General features: G+C 40.6%; 14 protein-coding genes. 10 read left to right on the top strand and 4 right to left on the bottom strand.

What is annotated here, in order from left to right; translation table 11 throughout:
• Positions 1–135: 135 nt before the first annotated feature.
• Positions 136–1,458, bottom strand: coding sequence for an anaerobic C4-dicarboxylate transporter (locus J1G47_RS09500; protein WP_160405322.1), 1,323 nt, complete (start codon positions 1,456–1,458; stop codon positions 136–138).
• Between the two features lie 152 nt (positions 1,459–1,610).
• Here J1G47_RS09500 and dapF point away from each other — a divergent pair, with 152 nt between their 5' ends.
• The 10 genes from dapF to J1G47_RS09450 all read left to right on the top strand — a co-directional run bounded on the left by dapF (position 1,611) and on the right by J1G47_RS09450 (position 13,138).
• Positions 1,611–2,435 (top strand): diaminopimelate epimerase, encoded by an 825-nt coding sequence (dapF, locus tag J1G47_RS09495; RefSeq protein WP_005711427.1) that lies wholly within the window; start codon positions 1,611–1,613, stop codon positions 2,433–2,435.
• A gap of 398 nt (positions 2,436–2,833) precedes the next feature.
• Positions 2,834–3,628 (top strand): glucosamine-6-phosphate deaminase, encoded by a 795-nt coding sequence (gene nagB, locus J1G47_RS09490; RefSeq protein WP_010787210.1) that lies wholly within the window; start codon positions 2,834–2,836, stop codon positions 3,626–3,628.
• Between the two features lie 9 nt (positions 3,629–3,637).
• Positions 3,638–4,789 (top strand): N-acetylglucosamine-6-phosphate deacetylase, encoded by a 1,152-nt coding sequence (nagA, locus tag J1G47_RS09485; protein WP_021109957.1) that lies wholly within the window; start codon positions 3,638–3,640, stop codon positions 4,787–4,789.
• A 197-nt stretch (positions 4,790–4,986) separates the two neighbouring features.
• Positions 4,987–5,298 (top strand): 50S ribosomal protein L21, encoded by a 312-nt coding sequence (gene rplU, locus J1G47_RS09480; protein ID WP_005711422.1) that lies wholly within the window; start codon positions 4,987–4,989, stop codon positions 5,296–5,298.
• A gap of 20 nt (positions 5,299–5,318) precedes the next feature.
• Complete coding sequence (gene rpmA, locus J1G47_RS09475) at positions 5,319–5,576, top strand: 50S ribosomal protein L27 (RefSeq protein WP_005711421.1); 258 nt, start codon at positions 5,319–5,321, stop codon at positions 5,574–5,576.
• A gap of 77 nt (positions 5,577–5,653) precedes the next feature.
• Entirely contained in the window at positions 5,654–6,583 is a 930-nt protein-coding gene (locus J1G47_RS09470) for a DMT family transporter (protein WP_207326603.1), read from the top strand.
• Between the two features lies 1 nt (position 6,584).
• On the top strand, positions 6,585–7,517 hold the full coding sequence (locus tag J1G47_RS09465; protein WP_207326602.1) for a DMT family transporter: 933 nt from the start codon (positions 6,585–6,587) through the stop codon (positions 7,515–7,517).
• 24 nt (positions 7,518–7,541) lie between these two features.
• A complete protein-coding gene (cgtA, locus tag J1G47_RS09460) occupies positions 7,542–8,717 on the top strand; it encodes an Obg family GTPase CgtA (protein WP_005711418.1) in 1,176 nt (391 codons plus the stop codon).
• Between the two features lie 110 nt (positions 8,718–8,827).
• Positions 8,828–9,169 carry an iron-sulfur cluster insertion protein ErpA gene (gene erpA, locus J1G47_RS09455; protein ID WP_005711417.1) on the top strand — a complete coding sequence of 114 codons (342 nt, stop codon included), beginning with the start codon at positions 8,828–8,830 and terminating at the stop codon, positions 9,167–9,169.
• Positions 9,170–10,012: 843 nt separating this feature from the next.
• Positions 10,013–13,138, top strand: coding sequence for an ESPR-type extended signal peptide-containing protein (locus tag J1G47_RS09450; RefSeq protein WP_207326601.1), 3,126 nt, complete (start codon positions 10,013–10,015; stop codon positions 13,136–13,138).
• Between the two features lie 151 nt (positions 13,139–13,289).
• Here J1G47_RS09450 and miaB read toward each other — a convergent pair whose 3' ends face one another.
• The 3 genes from miaB to ptsI form a co-directional block, all read right to left on the bottom strand.
• Complete coding sequence (miaB, locus tag J1G47_RS09445; RefSeq protein WP_021116070.1) at positions 13,290–14,717, bottom strand: tRNA (N6-isopentenyl adenosine(37)-C2)-methylthiotransferase MiaB; 1,428 nt, start codon at positions 14,715–14,717, stop codon at positions 13,290–13,292.
• A gap of 154 nt (positions 14,718–14,871) precedes the next feature.
• Positions 14,872–15,375 (bottom strand): PTS glucose transporter subunit IIA, encoded by a 504-nt coding sequence (crr, locus tag J1G47_RS09440; protein ID WP_005714305.1) that lies wholly within the window; start codon positions 15,373–15,375, stop codon positions 14,872–14,874.
• 73 nt (positions 15,376–15,448) lie between these two features.
• On the bottom strand, positions 15,449–17,170 hold the full coding sequence (gene ptsI, locus J1G47_RS09435) for a phosphoenolpyruvate-protein phosphotransferase PtsI (RefSeq protein ID WP_207326600.1): 1,722 nt from the start codon (positions 17,168–17,170) through the stop codon (positions 15,449–15,451).
• Between the last annotated feature and the right edge of the window lie 60 nt (positions 17,171–17,230).

Genomic DNA, 17,230 nt, shown 5'->3' with positions numbered 1-17,230 from the left:
AGGTATTGAGATTAAACCAGAAATGTCTGATATGTATCTTCAAATAAGGATAAAAGGACTCAGCGCTATTAAATATAGCACTCAGCCCTTCTATTAAAAAGTCTAGCTTTTGGTGTAGATCAAATTGAAGTTCTACTAGAGTAAAACATTCGCTAATACTAAGCCAAACACTAAGCTAAATGCCATGCTTAATAAGCCTGGGATCATAAAGCTGTGGTTGAAAATGTATTTACCAATGCGAGTAGTTCCTGTGGTATCAAAGTCAATAGATGCAATGATTGGACCGTAGTTAGGAACAAAGAAGTAACCGTTTACTGCAACGAATACCCCGATTAAGATTGGTGCTGGGATACCTAACGCTACACCTAAAGGGAATAGAGTTGCTACTGTTGCACCTTGGCTGTTTACTAATACAGAAAGTACGAACAATGCGAACGCAAATGCCCATGGTGCAGTTTCCACTAAGCCTTTCACCATATCTTTAACTTCGGTCATATGAGCGTCCATTAAAGTATCACCCATCCAAGCAATACCGAAGATTGCGATAACCGCACGCATACCTGCGTGGAATACAGAACCTTGTGTAATCGCATTACCATTTGGTTTGCAGATAAGCATAATTAATGCTGCAACAGTAAGCATCACGATTTCGATAGTGTGAGCCATTCCCATTGCTTTGCCGTCGAATACTGGGCGTAACTCTTTGAATGTACCCATAAACACAACAAGTAATGCACCAAATAAGAATAAACTTACAGAGGTTTTAGCCGTTGGGCTAATTTGGATCTCTGCTGGGTTTGTATCTGCGTGATTTCTTGCCACATACTCAGGATCTTGTAATAAACGTTGATAATTAGGGTCGTCTTTTAACTCTTTACCCATTTTATTTACGAATAAACACGCACAGAAAAGACCTAAAATCGTGCCTGGAATGGTCACTAATAAAATGTCACCAATGCTATAACCTTGTGGTTCGATCATTGCAGCAACAGACACTACCGCGGCAGCAATCGGGCTTGCTACAATAGCAAATTGTGATGCAATAACAGCCATTGAAAGTGGACGTTCAGGACGGATACCGTTATGGCGACTAACTTCTGCAATCACAGGCAATACAGAGTAAGCAACGTGACCTGTACCAGCTAAGAAAGTAAATGTCCAAGTTACCGCTGGTGCGATGAAAGTGATGTGTTTTGGATTACGACGTAAAATGTTTGTTGCGATTTTGATCATATAGTCTAAACCGCCAGCCGCTTGCATTGCAGCCGCTGCAGAAACGACAGCCATAATCATAAACATAACGTCGATTGGAAGACCTGCAGGTTTTAAGCCAAATCCAAAAGAGAGGATTGCCAAACCTAAACCGCCCATTACCCCTAAACCGATACCGCCAAGGCGAGCACCGATTAAAATACAGAGTAATACAACGGCAAATTCAATAAGAAACATAGCAGACATAATTTGCTCCATTGTAATTTAACGAAAAAGCCCTCATACTGAGGAAGAATTGGCGATTGTTCGCCCTTTATACAAAAGGCGTGCAATATAGCATAAAAATTTATAATCGTTATAATCTAGATCAATAAAAATTTCTAATCATAGGAAAAATTATGCAATTTTCAAAAATGCACGGACTTGGCAATGACTTTATGGTGATTGATGGAGTAACGCAGAATGTCTATTTAACGGAAGAACTCATTCGTAAATGGGCAGATCGCCATCGTGGTGTAGGTTTTGATCAGCTACTACTGGTCGAACCACCCTATGATCCGGAACTGGATTTCCACTACCGTATTTTTAATGCTGATGGCAGTGAAGTCTCTCAGTGTGGAAATGGAGCAAGATGTTTCGCTCGTTTTGTTACCTTAAAAGGCTTAACCAACAAGCAGGACATTGGTGTGAGTACCGCAAAAGGGAAGATGGTTTTAAGCTTACAAGACGATGGTCAAGTTCGCGTAAATATGGGGGAACCGATTTGGGAACCTGCACAAATTCCTTTTACCGCAAATAAGTTTGAAAAAAATTATATTTTACGCACGGATATTCAAACGGTGTTATGTGGTGTCGTTTCAATGGGTAATCCGCACTGTGTGTTACAGGTTGAAAATATTCAAACCGCCAATGTCAATGAATTGGGGGCTTTACTTGAACGCCACGAACGTTTCCCAGAGCGTGCCAATATCGGTTTTATGCAAGTCATCAATCGAAATCATATCAAACTAAGAGTGTTTGAGCGTGGTGCAGGCGAAACACAAGCCTGTGGTAGCGGTGCTTGTGGGGCTGTTGCGGTTGGGATTATGCAAGGCTTATTGGATAGCCGTGTTCAAGTAGATCTTCCGGGTGGAACCTTGCATATCGAATGGCAAGGTGTGGGTTCACCGCTTTATATGACAGGTGATGCAGAACATATTTATGATGGGGCTGTGAAGTCATAAGTTATAGAATATGAGATATACTGGAATAAACGGAGTAGTTTAAGATCCAAATATATATTCTGGTACTACAGGCATAAACTACACTATCGTTATGCTTTTATGAACTATAGTCCCAATCTTCTTGAGATTATCTAGCTTGGTTTTAGTTTACTATTTCAGAATAAAGATAATTACTTTTGGATGAATAACCCGCAATATTCTATTCATCCTATTGGAGTATTACTGGAATACTTTGTAGGAACTTAAAAATATTGATTGTATCTGAGCAAGGGCTTTTTCATGATAAATTATGATCTTGTTCAAATTTTAAGTAAATTTTCTACAAATGAAGCAAATCTTTCTTTATAATGATCGTCAATGAAGTTTTATTTCAAATTTGACTTTTTCTAGGAGGATTTATGCGTTTAGTGCCTTTGGATTGTGCTGAACAAGTGAGCCGTTGGGCTGCTCGTTATATTGTAGATAAAATCAATGCTTTCCAACCTACTGCAGAAAAGCCTTTTGTACTTGGCTTGCCAACAGGGGGAACGCCACTTCAAACTTATAAAGAATTAATTAAGCTGTATCAAGCAGGTGAAGTGAGTTTTAAACACGTTGTCACCTTCAATATGGACGAGTACGTTGGCTTACCGCCAGAGCACAAAGAGAGTTACCACTATTTTATGTTTCATAACTTCTTTAACCATATTGATATTCCAGTAGAAAATGTGAATATCCTAAATGGAATGGCGGAAGATGTGGACGCTGAATGTGAACGTTATGAAGCAAAAATTCGCTCTTATGGCAAAATTCATCTCTTTATGGGGGGGGTGGGTGTTGATGGGCATATTGCTTTTAATGAACCTGCTTCATCGTTAAGTTCTCGCACTCGCATCAAGACTTTGACCGAAGATACGTTGATTGCGAACTCTCGTTTCTTTGATAATGATGTCAATAAAGTACCAAAATTTGCTTTAACAGTGGGGGTTGGTACTTTGATGGACGCAGAGGAAGTATTAATTTTAGTCACGGGTTATAATAAAGCCCTTGCCTTGCAAGCCTGTGTTGAGGGGGCGGTAAATCATTTGTGGACGATCAGTGCGTTACAATTACATCGTCGTGCAGTCGTGGTTTGTGATGAACCTGCAACACAAGAATTGAAAGTTAAAACCGTTAAGTATTTCAAGCAATTAGAGCAAAATATAGCTCGCTAGGAGGAAAAGATGGGGCGTTATGCACTAACAAATTGTGTGATTTATACGGGAAGTGATGTGCTATATCAGCATGCTGTGATCGTCAATGGTGAGCAGATTGAGGCTGTGGTTCATCAAAGTCAAGTTGCAGATGGGGTTCATCAGATTGATTTAGAGGGCGCAAATCTTTCTGCTGGTTTTATTGATCTGCAGTTAAACGGTTGTGGCGGTGTAACATTTAATGAAGATATTAGTGTTAAAACCCTTGAAATTATGCAAGAAACTAACCTGAAATCAGGTACAACAAGTTATTTGCCAACCTTTATTACTTCGCCTGACGAAGGAATGAAACAAGCGGTGCAAGTAATGCGTGACTATTTGGCTAAATATAAAAACCAAGCACTCGGTTTGCATTTAGAAGGACCTTATTTAAGTGTGGCGAAAAAAGGGGTTCATCGCCCTGAATATATCCGTGAAATAAGCGGTGAGATGTTGGATTTTCTTTGCAAAAACGGTGATGTCATTACGAAATTAACACTCGCAGCAGACAACCCAACGGCAGATCATATTCAGAAATTTGTTGAAGCTGGGATTATTGTGTCTATCGGACACTCAAATGCGACCTTTGCCGAAGCAAAACGACGTATTGAGCAAGGCATTGGCTTTGCTACCCATTTGCATAATGCTATGTCGCCGATCAGCTCTGGGCGCGATGGTGGAGTAGTTGGTGCAGTGTTGGATAGCGATATTTACGCTGGTATCATTGTCGATGGTTTGCACGTTGATTGGAGTAATGTGCGTATTGCGAAGAAAGTGAAAGGCGATAAATTGGTGATTGTAACCGATGCGGTTGCCCCAGCTGGTACAACTGATATGGAATATTTTATCTTTGTAGGTAAGAAAGTTTGGTACAAAGACGGTAAATGTGTCGATGAGTGTGGCAGTCTTGGCGGTGCGGCGATTACAATGATCGAGTCGATCCGTAATATGATGCAACATACTGATCTTCCGTTAGATGAAGTGATCCGTATGTGTACATTATATCCAGCTCGTGCTATTCATGTTGAAGATAAGTTAGGATCCATTGAAGCTGGCAAAATTGCCAATTTAACTGCGTTTAATCATCAGTTTGAGGTATTAGGTACAGCGGTGAATGGAAATTGGAAGTGGGCTCAGCTCTAATGTGTTGAGTGAGCTTAAAAAGATCGTTTAAAGATCCTTCTCTAAACGATCTTTTTTGTTTGTTTTTGAAGAATTTCAAATTTTTCTCAATTTCTTGCTTGCTCTCATTTGAGTTTTTGCGTAGAATTGTCCACCTATTTTATATGAATTTGAGAGTGCCAAACGCATAGCGATAGGCACATATTAGCGGAGTAAATATGTACGCAGTTTTCCAAAGTGGCGGCAAACAACACCGAGTGAGCGAAGGTCAAGTTGTTCGTTTAGAAAAACTTGAAGTAGCGACAGGTGAAAAAGTTGAGTTCGACTCAGTGTTAATGGTCGTTAATGGTGAAGATGTTAAAATCGGTACCCCAGTTGTTGCTGGCGGTAAAGTAGTGGCAGAAGTGGTTGCACACGGTCGTGGCGAAAAAGTTCGCATCGTTAAATTCCGTCGTCGTAAACACAGCCGTAAACAACAAGGTCATCGTCAGTGGTTCACAGAAGTGAAAATCACTGGGATTCAAGCATAATTTCAGAGGAGATCAAGTAGATGGCAACTAAAAAAGCTGGTGGTTCAACTCGTAACGGTCGTGACTCTGAAGCTAAACGCCTTGGTGTTAAACGTTTCGGTGGCGAATCTGTATTAGCAGGTAGCATCATCGTTCGTCAGCGTGGTACAAAATTCCACGCAGGTAGCAATGTAGGTATGGGTAAAGACCACACTTTATTCGCAACTGCTGACGGTAAAGTAAAATTTGAAGTGAAAGGCGAGAAAAATCGCAAATATGTAAGCATTATTGCTGAATAATCTTCAAAAGAATAAGATTAAAATGCCCCGCTAATCAATTAGCGGGGTTTTTTATTACCATTGAAACAAAAAAATTTATGTCAAAATCACAACCTTTACTCGGTTTTCTCTTTGCCCTAACTGCCGTAATGATGTGGGGTATGTTGCCAATAGCCTTGCAGCAAATTTTGAAATTTATGGACGCTCAAACGATCGTCTGGTTTCGGTTTATTACTGCAATGATAGGGTTGTTTTTGATTTTGTTCTTTGCAAAAAAATTGCCGAAAGTGACCGCTTTTACTCGTCGTCATTGCTATCTGTTACTACTCGGTGTATTTGGTTTATCCTGCAATTTTTATTTGTTTAATTTAGCGTTAAATCATATTCCACCTGCGGCAAGTCAAGTAATTAGCCCTTTTTCATCTTTGATTATGGCGTTTATCGGTGTCTATTTGTTTAAAGAGAGCTTCGGTTTACATCAGAAAATCGGCTTTGTTATCGTGCTGATTGGTTTGGGGTTATTTTTCAACGATCGTTTTGACGATCTTGCACAGATGAATGAATATGCTTGGGGAATGATCTGTGCAGTCAGTGCTAGTCTGATTTGGATCTGTTACAGCATTGCTCAAAAGATGATGCTAGATCGGTTTAGTTCACAGCAAATTTTACTGTTTATTTATTGTGGTTGTAGCCTTGTTTTCACGCCTTTAGCGGATCTTTCACAAGTCAATAATCTCAGTGGCTTTGCACTAGCGTGCCTGATCTTTTGCTGTTTAAACACGGTAATTGCTTATGGCAGTTATGCCGAAGCATTAAATCGTTGGGAGGTGACTAAAGTGAGCGTAATGATGCCACTTATCCCGATCTGTACAATTTTATTTTCGCAGTTGGCATTTTATTTAAGCCCTGAACATTTTGCTGAACCTGATTTTAATCACTTAACGCATTTAGGGGCAGTTGTCGTGGTATGTGGAGCAATGCTTTCAGCGGCTGGGCATAAACTTTTTTATCGACATAAACGGATTTAATATGAAACTACAACGTCCATTACTTGGATTTTCATTAGCCTTGCTTACTGCAATGATGTGGGGTTCTGTGCCGATTGCAGCACAAAAAGTGTTGAGTGTTGTGAATGCTCAAACGCTCGTATGGGCTCGTTTTATTGTGGCAGCAATCGGTTTGTTACTCATTTTAGGCTTTACAAAAAAATTGCCAAAACTGACCGCTTTCACTCCACGTTTTCTTTGGTTAATCTGGTTAGGCGTGGTAGGCTTATCGCTGAACTTTTTCTTGTTTAGCTATAGTTTAAACTTTATTTCACCGACAACTAGCCAAGTATTGTGGCAATTGGCGCCGTTTACGATGATTTTATGTGGTGTGGTGATTTTTAAAGAACAATTTGGGCGACATCAGCAAATCGGCTTGCTATTGCTCATTATTGGTTTAATCGCCTTTTTTAATGAGCGTTTTGAGGAAATTTTCCAGTTAGGCACTTATGCTTTTGGGTTGCTTGTCGGTGCAGGAGCAGCAATTGTTTGGGTGGTTTATGCGATAGCCCAAAAAATAATGTTGGCAAAATTTAGCTCACAGCAGATTTTGCTGATTATTTATACGGGCTGTGCATTGCTACTCACACCATTTGCCAGCCAGATAAACATAGATGAATTTGATCCGTTTTTATTGGGTTGTTTCATTTTCTGTTGTTTAAATACCTTGATTGGCTATGGGGCATATGCCGAAGCATTAAATCACTGGGACGCATCAAAAGTAAGTGTAGTCACGATTTTAGTCCCGATTTTTACGATGGTTTTTTCAAGCATTGGACATTGGGCATTTCCCGATACCTTTGCAAGCCCTGATATGAATTTATTGAGTTATATCGGCGCATTTATTGTGGTGTCTGGCACGATTTTATCGGCGGTCGGACATAAATTAGTTAAAATAAAATCAGCATTTCCCTAGTTTGTATGGGAAATAGGAGAAGATATGAAATTTATTGACGAAGCCCTGATCCGAGTGGAAGCAGGCGATGGCGGTAACGGCTGTGTCAGCTTCCGCCGTGAGAAATTTATTCCAAAAGGTGGTCCTGATGGCGGTGATGGTGGTGATGGTGGTGATGTCTATTTAATTGCCGATGAGAACCTAAACACGCTTATCGACTACCGTTTTGAAAAACGCTTTGCCGCAGGTCGTGGCGAGAATGGTCGCAGTGCGGGTTGTACAGGACATCGTGGTAACGACATCACCTTGCGTGTACCCGTTGGCACCCGTGCGATTGACAACGATACCCAAGAAGTGATTGGCGATTTAACCAAACACGGTATGAAAATGTTGGTGGCAAAAGGTGGCTATCACGGTTTGGGGAATACTCGCTTTAAGTCGTCAGTCAATCGTGCACCACGCCAGAAAACCAACGGCACACCAGGGGAAAAACGTGATTTACAGTTAGAATTGATGTTACTTGCAGATGTGGGAATGTTAGGTTTACCGAACGCAGGAAAATCCACCTTTATTCGTGCAGTATCAGCAGCAAAACCGAAAGTCGCAGATTACCCATTCACAACCCTTGTACCAAGTTTAGGAGTAGCACGAGTTGGTGCGGATCGTAGCTTTGTGGTGGCAGATATTCCAGGATTGATTGAAGGTGCGGCGGAAGGTGCAGGCTTGGGGATCCGCTTCTTAAAACACTTAGAGCGTTGCCGAGTACTCATTCACCTTGTCGACATTATGCCGATTGATGAGAGTGATCCTGCACAAAATATCTCTATTATTGAGTCAGAACTCTATCAATACAGCGAAAAATTAGCAGATAAACCGCAATGGCTGGTGTTTAACAAAATCGACACCATTGGCGAAGAAGAGGCGAGAGAAAGAGCCGAAGCGATTGTAGAAGAGATCGGTTGGGAAGGTGATTACTACTTGATTTCTGCCGCAACAGGGCAAAATGTATCCGCTTTAACCCGTGATATTATGGACTTTATCGAAGCAAATCCGCGTGTTGAAGAAGAGGAAAAAGCAAAAGAAGAAGTCGCATTCAAATGGGACGACTATCATCAACAAGCAATGCAAAACCCGATTACCGAAGATGATTGGGACGACTTAGATGATGACGGTTGGACAGAAGAAGATGATGAAGGGGTAGAGTTTATTTATAAACCCTAACTTTAATTGCTGGAATATTTTAAATTAAGGGATGGGATACCATCCCATTGCCCTTAATTCATAATTGTTAGATAATATAGGTGGTTACAAGTTTTGATTTAGGACAAATAATGAGTGATATCTTAGTGCCTCTTATTTTTACAGATGCTGCTGCAAAAAAAGTTAAATTCTTGATTGAAGGCGAGGAAAACCCAGAGCTCCGTCTACGTGTTTATATTACAGGTGGCGGCTGTAGTGGGTTTCAGTATGGGTTTACTTTTGATGATAAACTTAATGAGGGCGATTTAACCATTGAAAATTTAGATGTAGCTTTAGTTATCGATCCAATGAGTCTCCAATATCTAATTGGAGCTACTATAGACTATGTTGAAGGGTTGGAAGGCTCACGTTTTGTTGTGCAAAATCCAAATGCAAGTTCTACTTGTGGATGTGGGGCCTCATTTAGCATTTGAGTATTATTCCTTCCAATTATTAATTCCCTTAACTAAAGTGGCAGTGTCTTAACAGTAGCGTCATCTAGTTAGCAAAAAATATAACCCTTTCCCACAGATAATTCGGTATTCACAAAGTTGTGTGGATAACAATTAACGGCATAGTAGACAAAAGTATTGGTTTTAATTATTCCCCCTAATTATTACCAACTCTTTTTATTCAAAAAATCCTTTATAAACATAATCTTATGCTTTTTCGTTAATCCGCTATGAACCGATAATTTCTGTTTCAGTTCTTTAAATAACCCTTCCAACCTATTTGTTGTTTTTTCTATATTTAAATGAGTATATTCTTCAAAAGTGAGCTTAAAGCCTTGTACTATAAGGCTTTAGCCCACTTTTTACCAACATTGTCTACTATGCAAAATATCCTATCTAAATCACCGCTTTCATTAGATTTCCGCCTATTATTTCTAGCTTTTATTGATAAAAGTTGAAAAATTCTTGTTATTTTATTCTTAGTTTTGTGTAACTCTTGTTTTTTTTTTTTTACAATAGCGTGCGGGGGCATTTGTACATCCTGAAAATGTAAATAAAGGTTTATGATTTTTTATTAGGAAAAACAGCTTGTAGGGTGGGTCTTGACCCACCATGTAGCCGTAACATATTGATTTTATTGGTGGGTTAAAACCCACCCTACAATATTCAATCCATCTAATATATGGTTTGTCAAGGAGTTAACTTCCCCCGCTTGCGGGGGAAGTGCCCGAGCGAAAGCGAGGGCGATGGGGGCATTTGTGCATCCTGAAAATGTAAATAAAGGTTTATGATTTTTTATTAGGAAAAACAGTAGAGAAGGTTATTATGAATAAAATATTTAGAGTTATTTGGAGTCATGCTCAACAGGCTTGGGTGGTTGTGTCTGAGTTAGTAAAGTCTCATACCAAAACATCCGCTTACACGGATAAAAGAGCTCAAGTATGCACCTCAGATTATTTTTTAGATAAACAGCAAGATAAATTTAAATTAAGTCTTTTAAGTCTAGTATTACTAGGTATATTTTTTAGTCCAGTAGGTTTAGCTGCATATCTTCAAGATGGTTCTAGTCTAGGGTCTCTAGGAGGTGACGCTGGTTCTATTGGTATTGGTCAAGGTAGTAGGGTTGGGTATGGTGCTATTGGTATTGGCCAGAACTCAAAAGCTGAAAATAGGACTACTATTGCGATAGGTTATAACTCAGAAGCAAAAAAAGAGGGCTCTGTTGTGGTTGGTGCACATTCTGTTGTACATGGAGATTCTGGCCTTGCTATAGGTCATTCGAGTATTTCTAAAGACAATCAATCTATCGCCTTAGGCAAAGGAGCCAATGCGTTAAATGGACAAACAGTTGCAATAGGTGCATTGGCTAGTGCAACTGGGGCACAATCTCTTACTGTCGGGGCAAATACCAAAGCGGAGGGGTATGGCTCCATATCAATCGGTGGCGATGATTTAAATACGACTGAATATGGCACTGTAGCAGGATTTTCTACCACCACGGCAAAAGGAAATGCTGCCATTGCAATTGGTGGAAAATCAATCGCAGATGGAAATGGATCAGTTGTAGTCGGTCCAGTCTCAAAAGCAACCCATATAGAAGGTGTAGCAATCGGTGCGAAAAGTGCTTCAAATGGCGACTATGGTGTGGCTGTCGGTGGCAGTTCTGTAGCGGGCAGTCGTTCGGCATCTTTAGGCTATCAAGCTACTGCAGGTGGCACAGGTTCTGTCGCTGTGGGTGAACAGGCAAATACCGGCCAACACAATAGAGCAACCGCACTTGGTAACAATTCAATTGTTCTTGTTGGTGGCGGTGTGGCGTTAGGTTATGGTTCGAGAGCAGACACGGCTGGGGGTGTAGATGGAGCGAGACAATCCTATTCTGTAACAACAGGAGAAAGTACTGTTAAGAATGGTTTAAAATCAACACAAAGTGTTGATAATAGCATTACTATCGGTGCAGTTTCTGTGGGTAATGATAGAATCAAACGCCAAATCGTCAACGTTGCAGCAGGTAAAGAATTAACTGATGCAGTAAACGTGGCGCAGCTTCAATCCTTGACCATGAAGATTGATGGTAATACTAAAAAAGGAGATACACCAAAAGTTGGTTTATGGGAAGGTACGCTCAACGTAAAAGGCGAAAATGGTCTTATTTCCGAGGCTAGCGGCGATACGATTACGGTTAAATTAACCGAGCAAATTAAACAAAAAATTGATGAAGCCGCTAGCACAAGTTATGTTGATACCAAATTCAACTCTTTGGCAGTTAATTCAGGTACGTTTGGCTCTACAAATGGTGGCATATTGTCAGTAGGGACGGCAGGATTTGCAACTGTTGATGCTGTAGTCACTGCTGTAAATAGTGCAGGCTGGAAACTGAAGATCGATCAGGGAGCGGGTGGTCAAGCTACTCCTTCTACACCACATCTTATCAAAATGGGTGAGACTGTAACCTTTACCGCCGGAAATAATATTAAATTAGAACAAACGGGCGGAAATATTACGATTTCTACAATAATTGGTAAGTTAATTACAAAGACTGAAAGCCTAGCAGATGGTGGTTTGAAAATTACTTATACGGATGGTATGCATGACATTATCAAGAAAGGTGAAAAAGGAGATCGTGGCGAAAAAGGTCCAAAAGGCGATAGAGGAGAAACTGGCTCTGCGGGTCCAGCGGGTCCAGCAGGTGCTCAAGGTCCAGTAGGTCCTGCGGGTCCAGTAGGTCCAACTGGACCACGAGGTGCACCTGGTCCTGCAGGTCCAAAAGGAGAGGCAGGAGCAAAAGGTGATAGGGGTGACCGTGGTGAAGCAGGACCAATGGGCCCTCAAGGTCCTGCGGGTGCAACTGGCCCTGCTGGTCCAGCAGGGGCTAGGGGTGAACAGGGTCCTAAAGGAGAAAAAGGAGATACAGGTCCTAAAGGCGAAGCTGGTCCAGTGGGTCCAGTAGGACCACGAGGACCGCAGGGAACAACGGGTGCTCAGGGACCTAAGGGGGATAAAGGCGAACCAGGACCTGCGGGTCCAGCGGGTCCAAAAGGTGATACAGGTCAGAAAGGTGAAACTGGCCCTGCGGGTCCAGCGGGACCACAAGGTCCTGCGGGTCCAGCAGGGGCTAAGGGTGACAAAGGTGATACGGGTCCAGCAGGACCACAAGGACCTACGGGTCCAACGGGATCACAAGACCCTGCGGGTCCAACTGGAAATTCGGAATTAAAAGGCATTACCTCGATTGCCAATGGTAACGACGCCACCCAGGCGAATGGGGCTAAGATTACCTTGTCTGCAGGTTCTACAGATAAAACAGTTAATGTTAATGATGCGAAAATTACCAATGTGGCGGCTGGTACAGCAGATACTGATGCGGTAAATGTGAGCCAGTTAAATACTAAGGCAGCAGCGGCGAGAACTGAAGTTGAAGCGGGTAAAAATGTGAAAGTGACTTCAAAAACGGGGGCAAATGGTCAGAATATTTACAATGTGAGCGTGTCTGGAGATTTAAGCGACATTACTTCAATTAGTAATGGCGATACGAAAGTATCTTTAGGTAAAGATCAGAAAGGAAATCCAGTTGTAAATATGAATGGCGCCAGAATTACCAACGTTGGAGATGGTAGTGCTGAGGGCGATATTGTGAATGTGCGTCAGCTCAACAAAGTGGTTTCTTCTGTGAATACAGGATTTAATCAATTATCAAGAGATATTGGTCGTGTTGATGTTAATGCAAGAGCGGGTATTGCTTCTGCTGGGGCGATGGCTAATTTGCCACAAATTTCTTTACCAGGTAAAAGTGCTATTTCTGTTTCTAATGCACAATATCGCGGGCAATCTGCCTATGCTATAGGTTATTCCAGAATTTCTGATAATGGCAAATGGCTTATTCGAGCGTCTGTTAGCAGTAATACTCAGCGGGATACTATGATTGGAGGAGGGGTAGGTTTTGTGTGGTAATCTAGCACCTATAAATTAGAATTTCATGCTCAATGCCATTGTTATTTTAACAATGGCATTGTTTGGCATAGTAGACAAAAGTGTTGGTTTTAATTATTTTCCCTAATTATTACCAACTCTTTTGTCTACTATGCCTACTAATATAGAGTGCTCACAAATTCACCACAAATTTCCCAACCCCAAGATCATCTTCTTTGCGAGTACGATTAATCACACTTTGAGCGGATTCAATAACACGTAAACCCATCTGATCTTCGGTTCTCACCACTTCACCACGCAATGAGTTGGTATAAACATCAGTAATTTTAACATCCACAAATTTGCCGATCATATTAGGTGTACCTTGGAAATTGACAATACGGTTGCTTTCAGTACGTCCGGTTAATTCCATAATGTCTTTCTTAGATGGGCCTTCAACTAAAATGCGTTGTTCCGTACCTAACATTGCACGGCTAAATTGCATTGCTTGGTTGTTGATACGTTGTTGTAAGCGGTATAAACGCTCTTTTTTCTCATCTTCCGTCACATCATCAGGCAGATCCGCAGCTGGCGTACCTGGACGAGCAGAATAGATAAAGCTGAAGCTCATATCGAAATTGACCTGCTCAATGATTTTCATTGTTTGTTCAAAATCTTGAGCCGTTTCACCTGGGAAGCCAACAATAAAGTCAGAGCTGATTTGAATATCAGGGCGAGCCTCACGCAATTTACGGATAATGGCTTTATACTCCAACGCCGTATGGTTACGTTTCATCATTGTTAAAACACGGTCTGAACCACTTTGGATAGGTAAGTGTAAGAAGCTCACTAGCTCAGGGGTATCTTTATATACCTCAATGATGTCGTCTGTAAATTCAATAGGGTGGCTTGTGGTATAACGAACACGGTCAATGCCATCAATCGAAGCAACTAAACGTAGTAATTCCGCAAAAGAACAGATACCGCCGTCAAAGGTTTCACCACGATAAGCGTTCACATTTTGACCAAGCAAATTCACTTCACGCACACCTTGTTCAGCCAGTTGAGCAATTTCAAATAACACATCATCGACAGGACGGCTAACTTCTTCACCTCGTGTATAAGGTACGACACAGAATGAGCAATACTTATTGCAACCTTCCATAATGGACACAAATGCAGTTGGGCCTTCAGCACGAGGCTCAGGTAAGCGGTCAAATTTCTCAATTTCAGGGAAACTAATATCCACCACTGAACTTTTTCCGCCACGAATTTGGTTAATCATTTCAGGCAGGCGGTGTAAGGTTTGAGGCCCGAAAACAATATCGACGAAAGGGGCACGTTCACGAATATGTTCACCTTCTTGTGAAGCTACGCAACCACCCACACCGATAATTAAATCAGGTTTATCTTTTTTCCAGTTTTTCCAGCGACCAAGTTGAGAGAACACTTTTTCTTGTGCTTTTTCACGGATAGAACAGGTGTTAAGCAGTAATATATCTGCTTCTTCAGGATTTTCGGTTAATTCTAAACCGTGTGTGCTATTTAAAAGGTCTGCCATTTTTGATGAGTCATACTCGTTCATTTGGCAACCCCAAGTGGTAATATGTAATTTTGCCATTTTCAAATAATAGATAAATCAGTAAGTAAAAAATAAAAGTAGAGTTGTTTATCCTTTGGAACAGGGTGTACCTTATTTTACATGTTTGTATATATCATCGCTATAAAAAAGAAAACCACGACCAAAACTCGTGGTTTTTATTCAAGTAGTGTAACTATTTTGTTAAAACTAAAACAGTACTTTCACCTGCCACAACTTCTCCAGACAATTTTTGAAGATTTGTTACTTCATCCATATTTGAAATTACAACAGGTGTTAATACTGATTTTGCTTTAGATTGAAGTAATTCAAGATCAAATTTGATGATAGGATCACCAACTTTAACCTCTTGATTTTCTTCTGCAAGACGTGTGAAACCTTCGCCTTTTAACTCGACGGTATCAATACCGAAGTGAACAAAAAGCTCAACACCATCTTCTGACTCAATAGAGAATGCGTGATTAGTTTCAAAGATTTTACCAATCGTACCGTTTACTGGGGCAACAATCATATCACCAGTAGGGCGAATAGCAATGCCATCACCTACGATCTTTTCCGAAAACACAACATCTGGAACATCTTCAATATTTACAATTTCACCTGAAAGCGGTGCATAGATTTTCACTTCCTTCGCAACAGCTTCTTTTTTGCCGCCGAATAGTTTGTCAAAAAATCCCATAATTTAATCTCCATTATTAAATGAACAAAATTCTCGCATATTTTATACGAGAATTTTGTGTTTGTATTCAATTTTAGTTAAGGTTTTGGTAAAACTCATCAACTAAACGTTCAATATCTGCTGCTGTTGGTTGTGCAAGTGCTTTATCTGCAAGAGCTTTGGCATCAGCATAGTTGATACTGCGAACAAGTTTTTTCACATGAGGTACTGAAATTGCACTCATACTAAATTCATCTAAGCCCATGCCGAGTAATAAGGCAGTCGCTTTGACATCGCCAGCCAATTCACCACACATTCCAGTCCATTTGCCTTCTGCGTGTGAAGCGTCAATTACTTGTTTGATTAAGTTCAAGACAGATGGGGTTAATGGGTTGTATAGGTGAGCGATAATTTCATTACCACGATCTACCGCTAAGGTATATTGCGTTAAATCGTTAGTACCGATACTGAAGAAATCTACTTCTTTTGCAAGGTGACGAGCATTTACAGCTGCTGATGGTGTTTCGACCATTACGCCAATTTGAAGATTTTCATCAAAAGCTTTGCCTTCTGCACGAAGCTGAGCTTTAAGCTCTGCAATAATGTCTTTTAATTCACGGATCTCTTCCACAGAAATAATCATTGGGAACATTACCGCAAGTTTACCAAATGCAGAAGCTCTTAATACAGCACGCAATTGAGTATCTAAAATTTCACGACGTACTAAGCCAATACGAACTGCGCGCCAGCCCAAGAATGGGTTCATCTCTTTTGGTAATTCTAAGTATGGTAGCTCTTTATCACCGCCGATGTCCATTGTACGAAGCACCACGAGCTTACCATTCATTGCTTCAACAATTTCTTTATAGGCTTGGAACTGTTCTTCTTCACCAGGTAACTGGTTACGATCCATAAATAAGAATTCAGTACGATATAAACCAACGCCTTCGCCACCGTTACGCAATACGCCATCAACATCACGGATAGTCCCGATGTTTCCAACTACTTCAATGCGGTGTCCGTCTAAGGTTTCCGCTGGTAAATCTTTTAATTTAGCTAGTTCAGCTTTTTCTTCTGCAATTTTGGTTTGTAATGCTTTTGCTTTTTCAAGTTGTTCTGCAGAAGGATTGATGTAAACTTCATTGTTAATGGCATCAAGAATTAAAATGTCACCTGTATTGACTAATGAAGTAATGTTGTTTGTACCTACAACAGCGGGAAGCTCTAACGAACGAGCCATAATAGAAGTATGAGATGTGCGACCGCCAATATCAGTAACAAAGCCAAGCACTTTATCTAAGTTTAATTGTGCAGTTTCAGATGGAGTGAGATCGTAAGCAACAAGGATAGCTTCCTCTTGGATATCACCAAGATCAACAATATTCATACCTAAAATATTACGGATCAAGCGGTTACCAATATCACGAATATCACCAGTGCGCTCTTTTAGGTATTCATCATCAATTTCCGCAAGCATTGAAGCCTGCATGTCAATGATTTTACTTGCGGCAACATCGGCAGTTACAAGATTTTCTTCGATGTAGCCTAGAATTTCTTCTTCTAATTCTTCATCTTCTAAGATCATTAAATGACCTTCAAAGATTGCTTCTTTTTCTTGGCCTAACGTGCGTCTTGCTTTTTCTTTAATTGCTGTAAGTTGTGCTGCTGCTTTTTCACGTCCAGTAAAAAATTTACTTTTTTCAGATTCAATTTGAGTGGGTGTAATTTTATGTGTGTTAAGAACAATAGGTTCTTCTTTCAGAACTAAGGCTTTACCAAATACAATACCTGGGGAAGCGGCAATACCTGTGATCATAAATTAATCCTCGGCTAGAATTTAGTAGATGCTAAATAGCACGAAAGACTTTACCATTGA

It is taken from the genome of Glaesserella parasuis (assembly GCF_017352235.1).
Classification (GTDB): Bacteria; Pseudomonadota; Gammaproteobacteria; order Enterobacterales; family Pasteurellaceae; genus Glaesserella; species Glaesserella parasuis.
The sequence above is the reverse complement of the archived record's forward strand: the minus strand, read 5'-3'. Positions and strand labels throughout refer to the sequence as shown.

What these genes read in the sequence shown, in the direction of transcription:
- J1G47_RS09500 (WP_160405322.1), bottom strand. Translation starts at nt 1,458, where the DNA reads ATGTCTGCTATGTTTCTTATTGAATTTGCCGTTGTATTACTCTGTATT.
- dapF (WP_005711427.1), top strand. Translation starts at nt 1,611, where the DNA reads ATGCAATTTTCAAAAATGCACGGACTTGGCAATGACTTTATGGTGATT.
- nagB (WP_010787210.1), top strand. Translation starts at nt 2,834, where the DNA reads ATGCGTTTAGTGCCTTTGGATTGTGCTGAACAAGTGAGCCGTTGGGCT.
- nagA (WP_021109957.1), top strand. Translation starts at nt 3,638, where the DNA reads ATGGGGCGTTATGCACTAACAAATTGTGTGATTTATACGGGAAGTGAT.
- rplU (WP_005711422.1), top strand. Translation starts at nt 4,987, where the DNA reads ATGTACGCAGTTTTCCAAAGTGGCGGCAAACAACACCGAGTGAGCGAA.
- rpmA (WP_005711421.1), top strand. Translation starts at nt 5,319, where the DNA reads ATGGCAACTAAAAAAGCTGGTGGTTCAACTCGTAACGGTCGTGACTCT.
- J1G47_RS09470 (WP_207326603.1), top strand. Translation starts at nt 5,654, where the DNA reads ATGTCAAAATCACAACCTTTACTCGGTTTTCTCTTTGCCCTAACTGCC.
- J1G47_RS09465 (WP_207326602.1), top strand. Translation starts at nt 6,585, where the DNA reads ATGAAACTACAACGTCCATTACTTGGATTTTCATTAGCCTTGCTTACT.
- cgtA (WP_005711418.1), top strand. Translation starts at nt 7,542, where the DNA reads ATGAAATTTATTGACGAAGCCCTGATCCGAGTGGAAGCAGGCGATGGC.
- erpA (WP_005711417.1), top strand. Translation starts at nt 8,828, where the DNA reads ATGAGTGATATCTTAGTGCCTCTTATTTTTACAGATGCTGCTGCAAAA.
- J1G47_RS09450 (WP_207326601.1), top strand. Translation starts at nt 10,013, where the DNA reads ATGAATAAAATATTTAGAGTTATTTGGAGTCATGCTCAACAGGCTTGG.
- miaB (WP_021116070.1), bottom strand. Translation starts at nt 14,717, where the DNA reads ATGGCAAAATTACATATTACCACTTGGGGTTGCCAAATGAACGAGTAT.
- crr (WP_005714305.1), bottom strand. Translation starts at nt 15,375, where the DNA reads ATGGGATTTTTTGACAAACTATTCGGCGGCAAAAAAGAAGCTGTTGCG.
- ptsI (WP_207326600.1), bottom strand. Translation starts at nt 17,170, where the DNA reads ATGATCACAGGTATTGCCGCTTCCCCAGGTATTGTATTTGGTAAAGCC.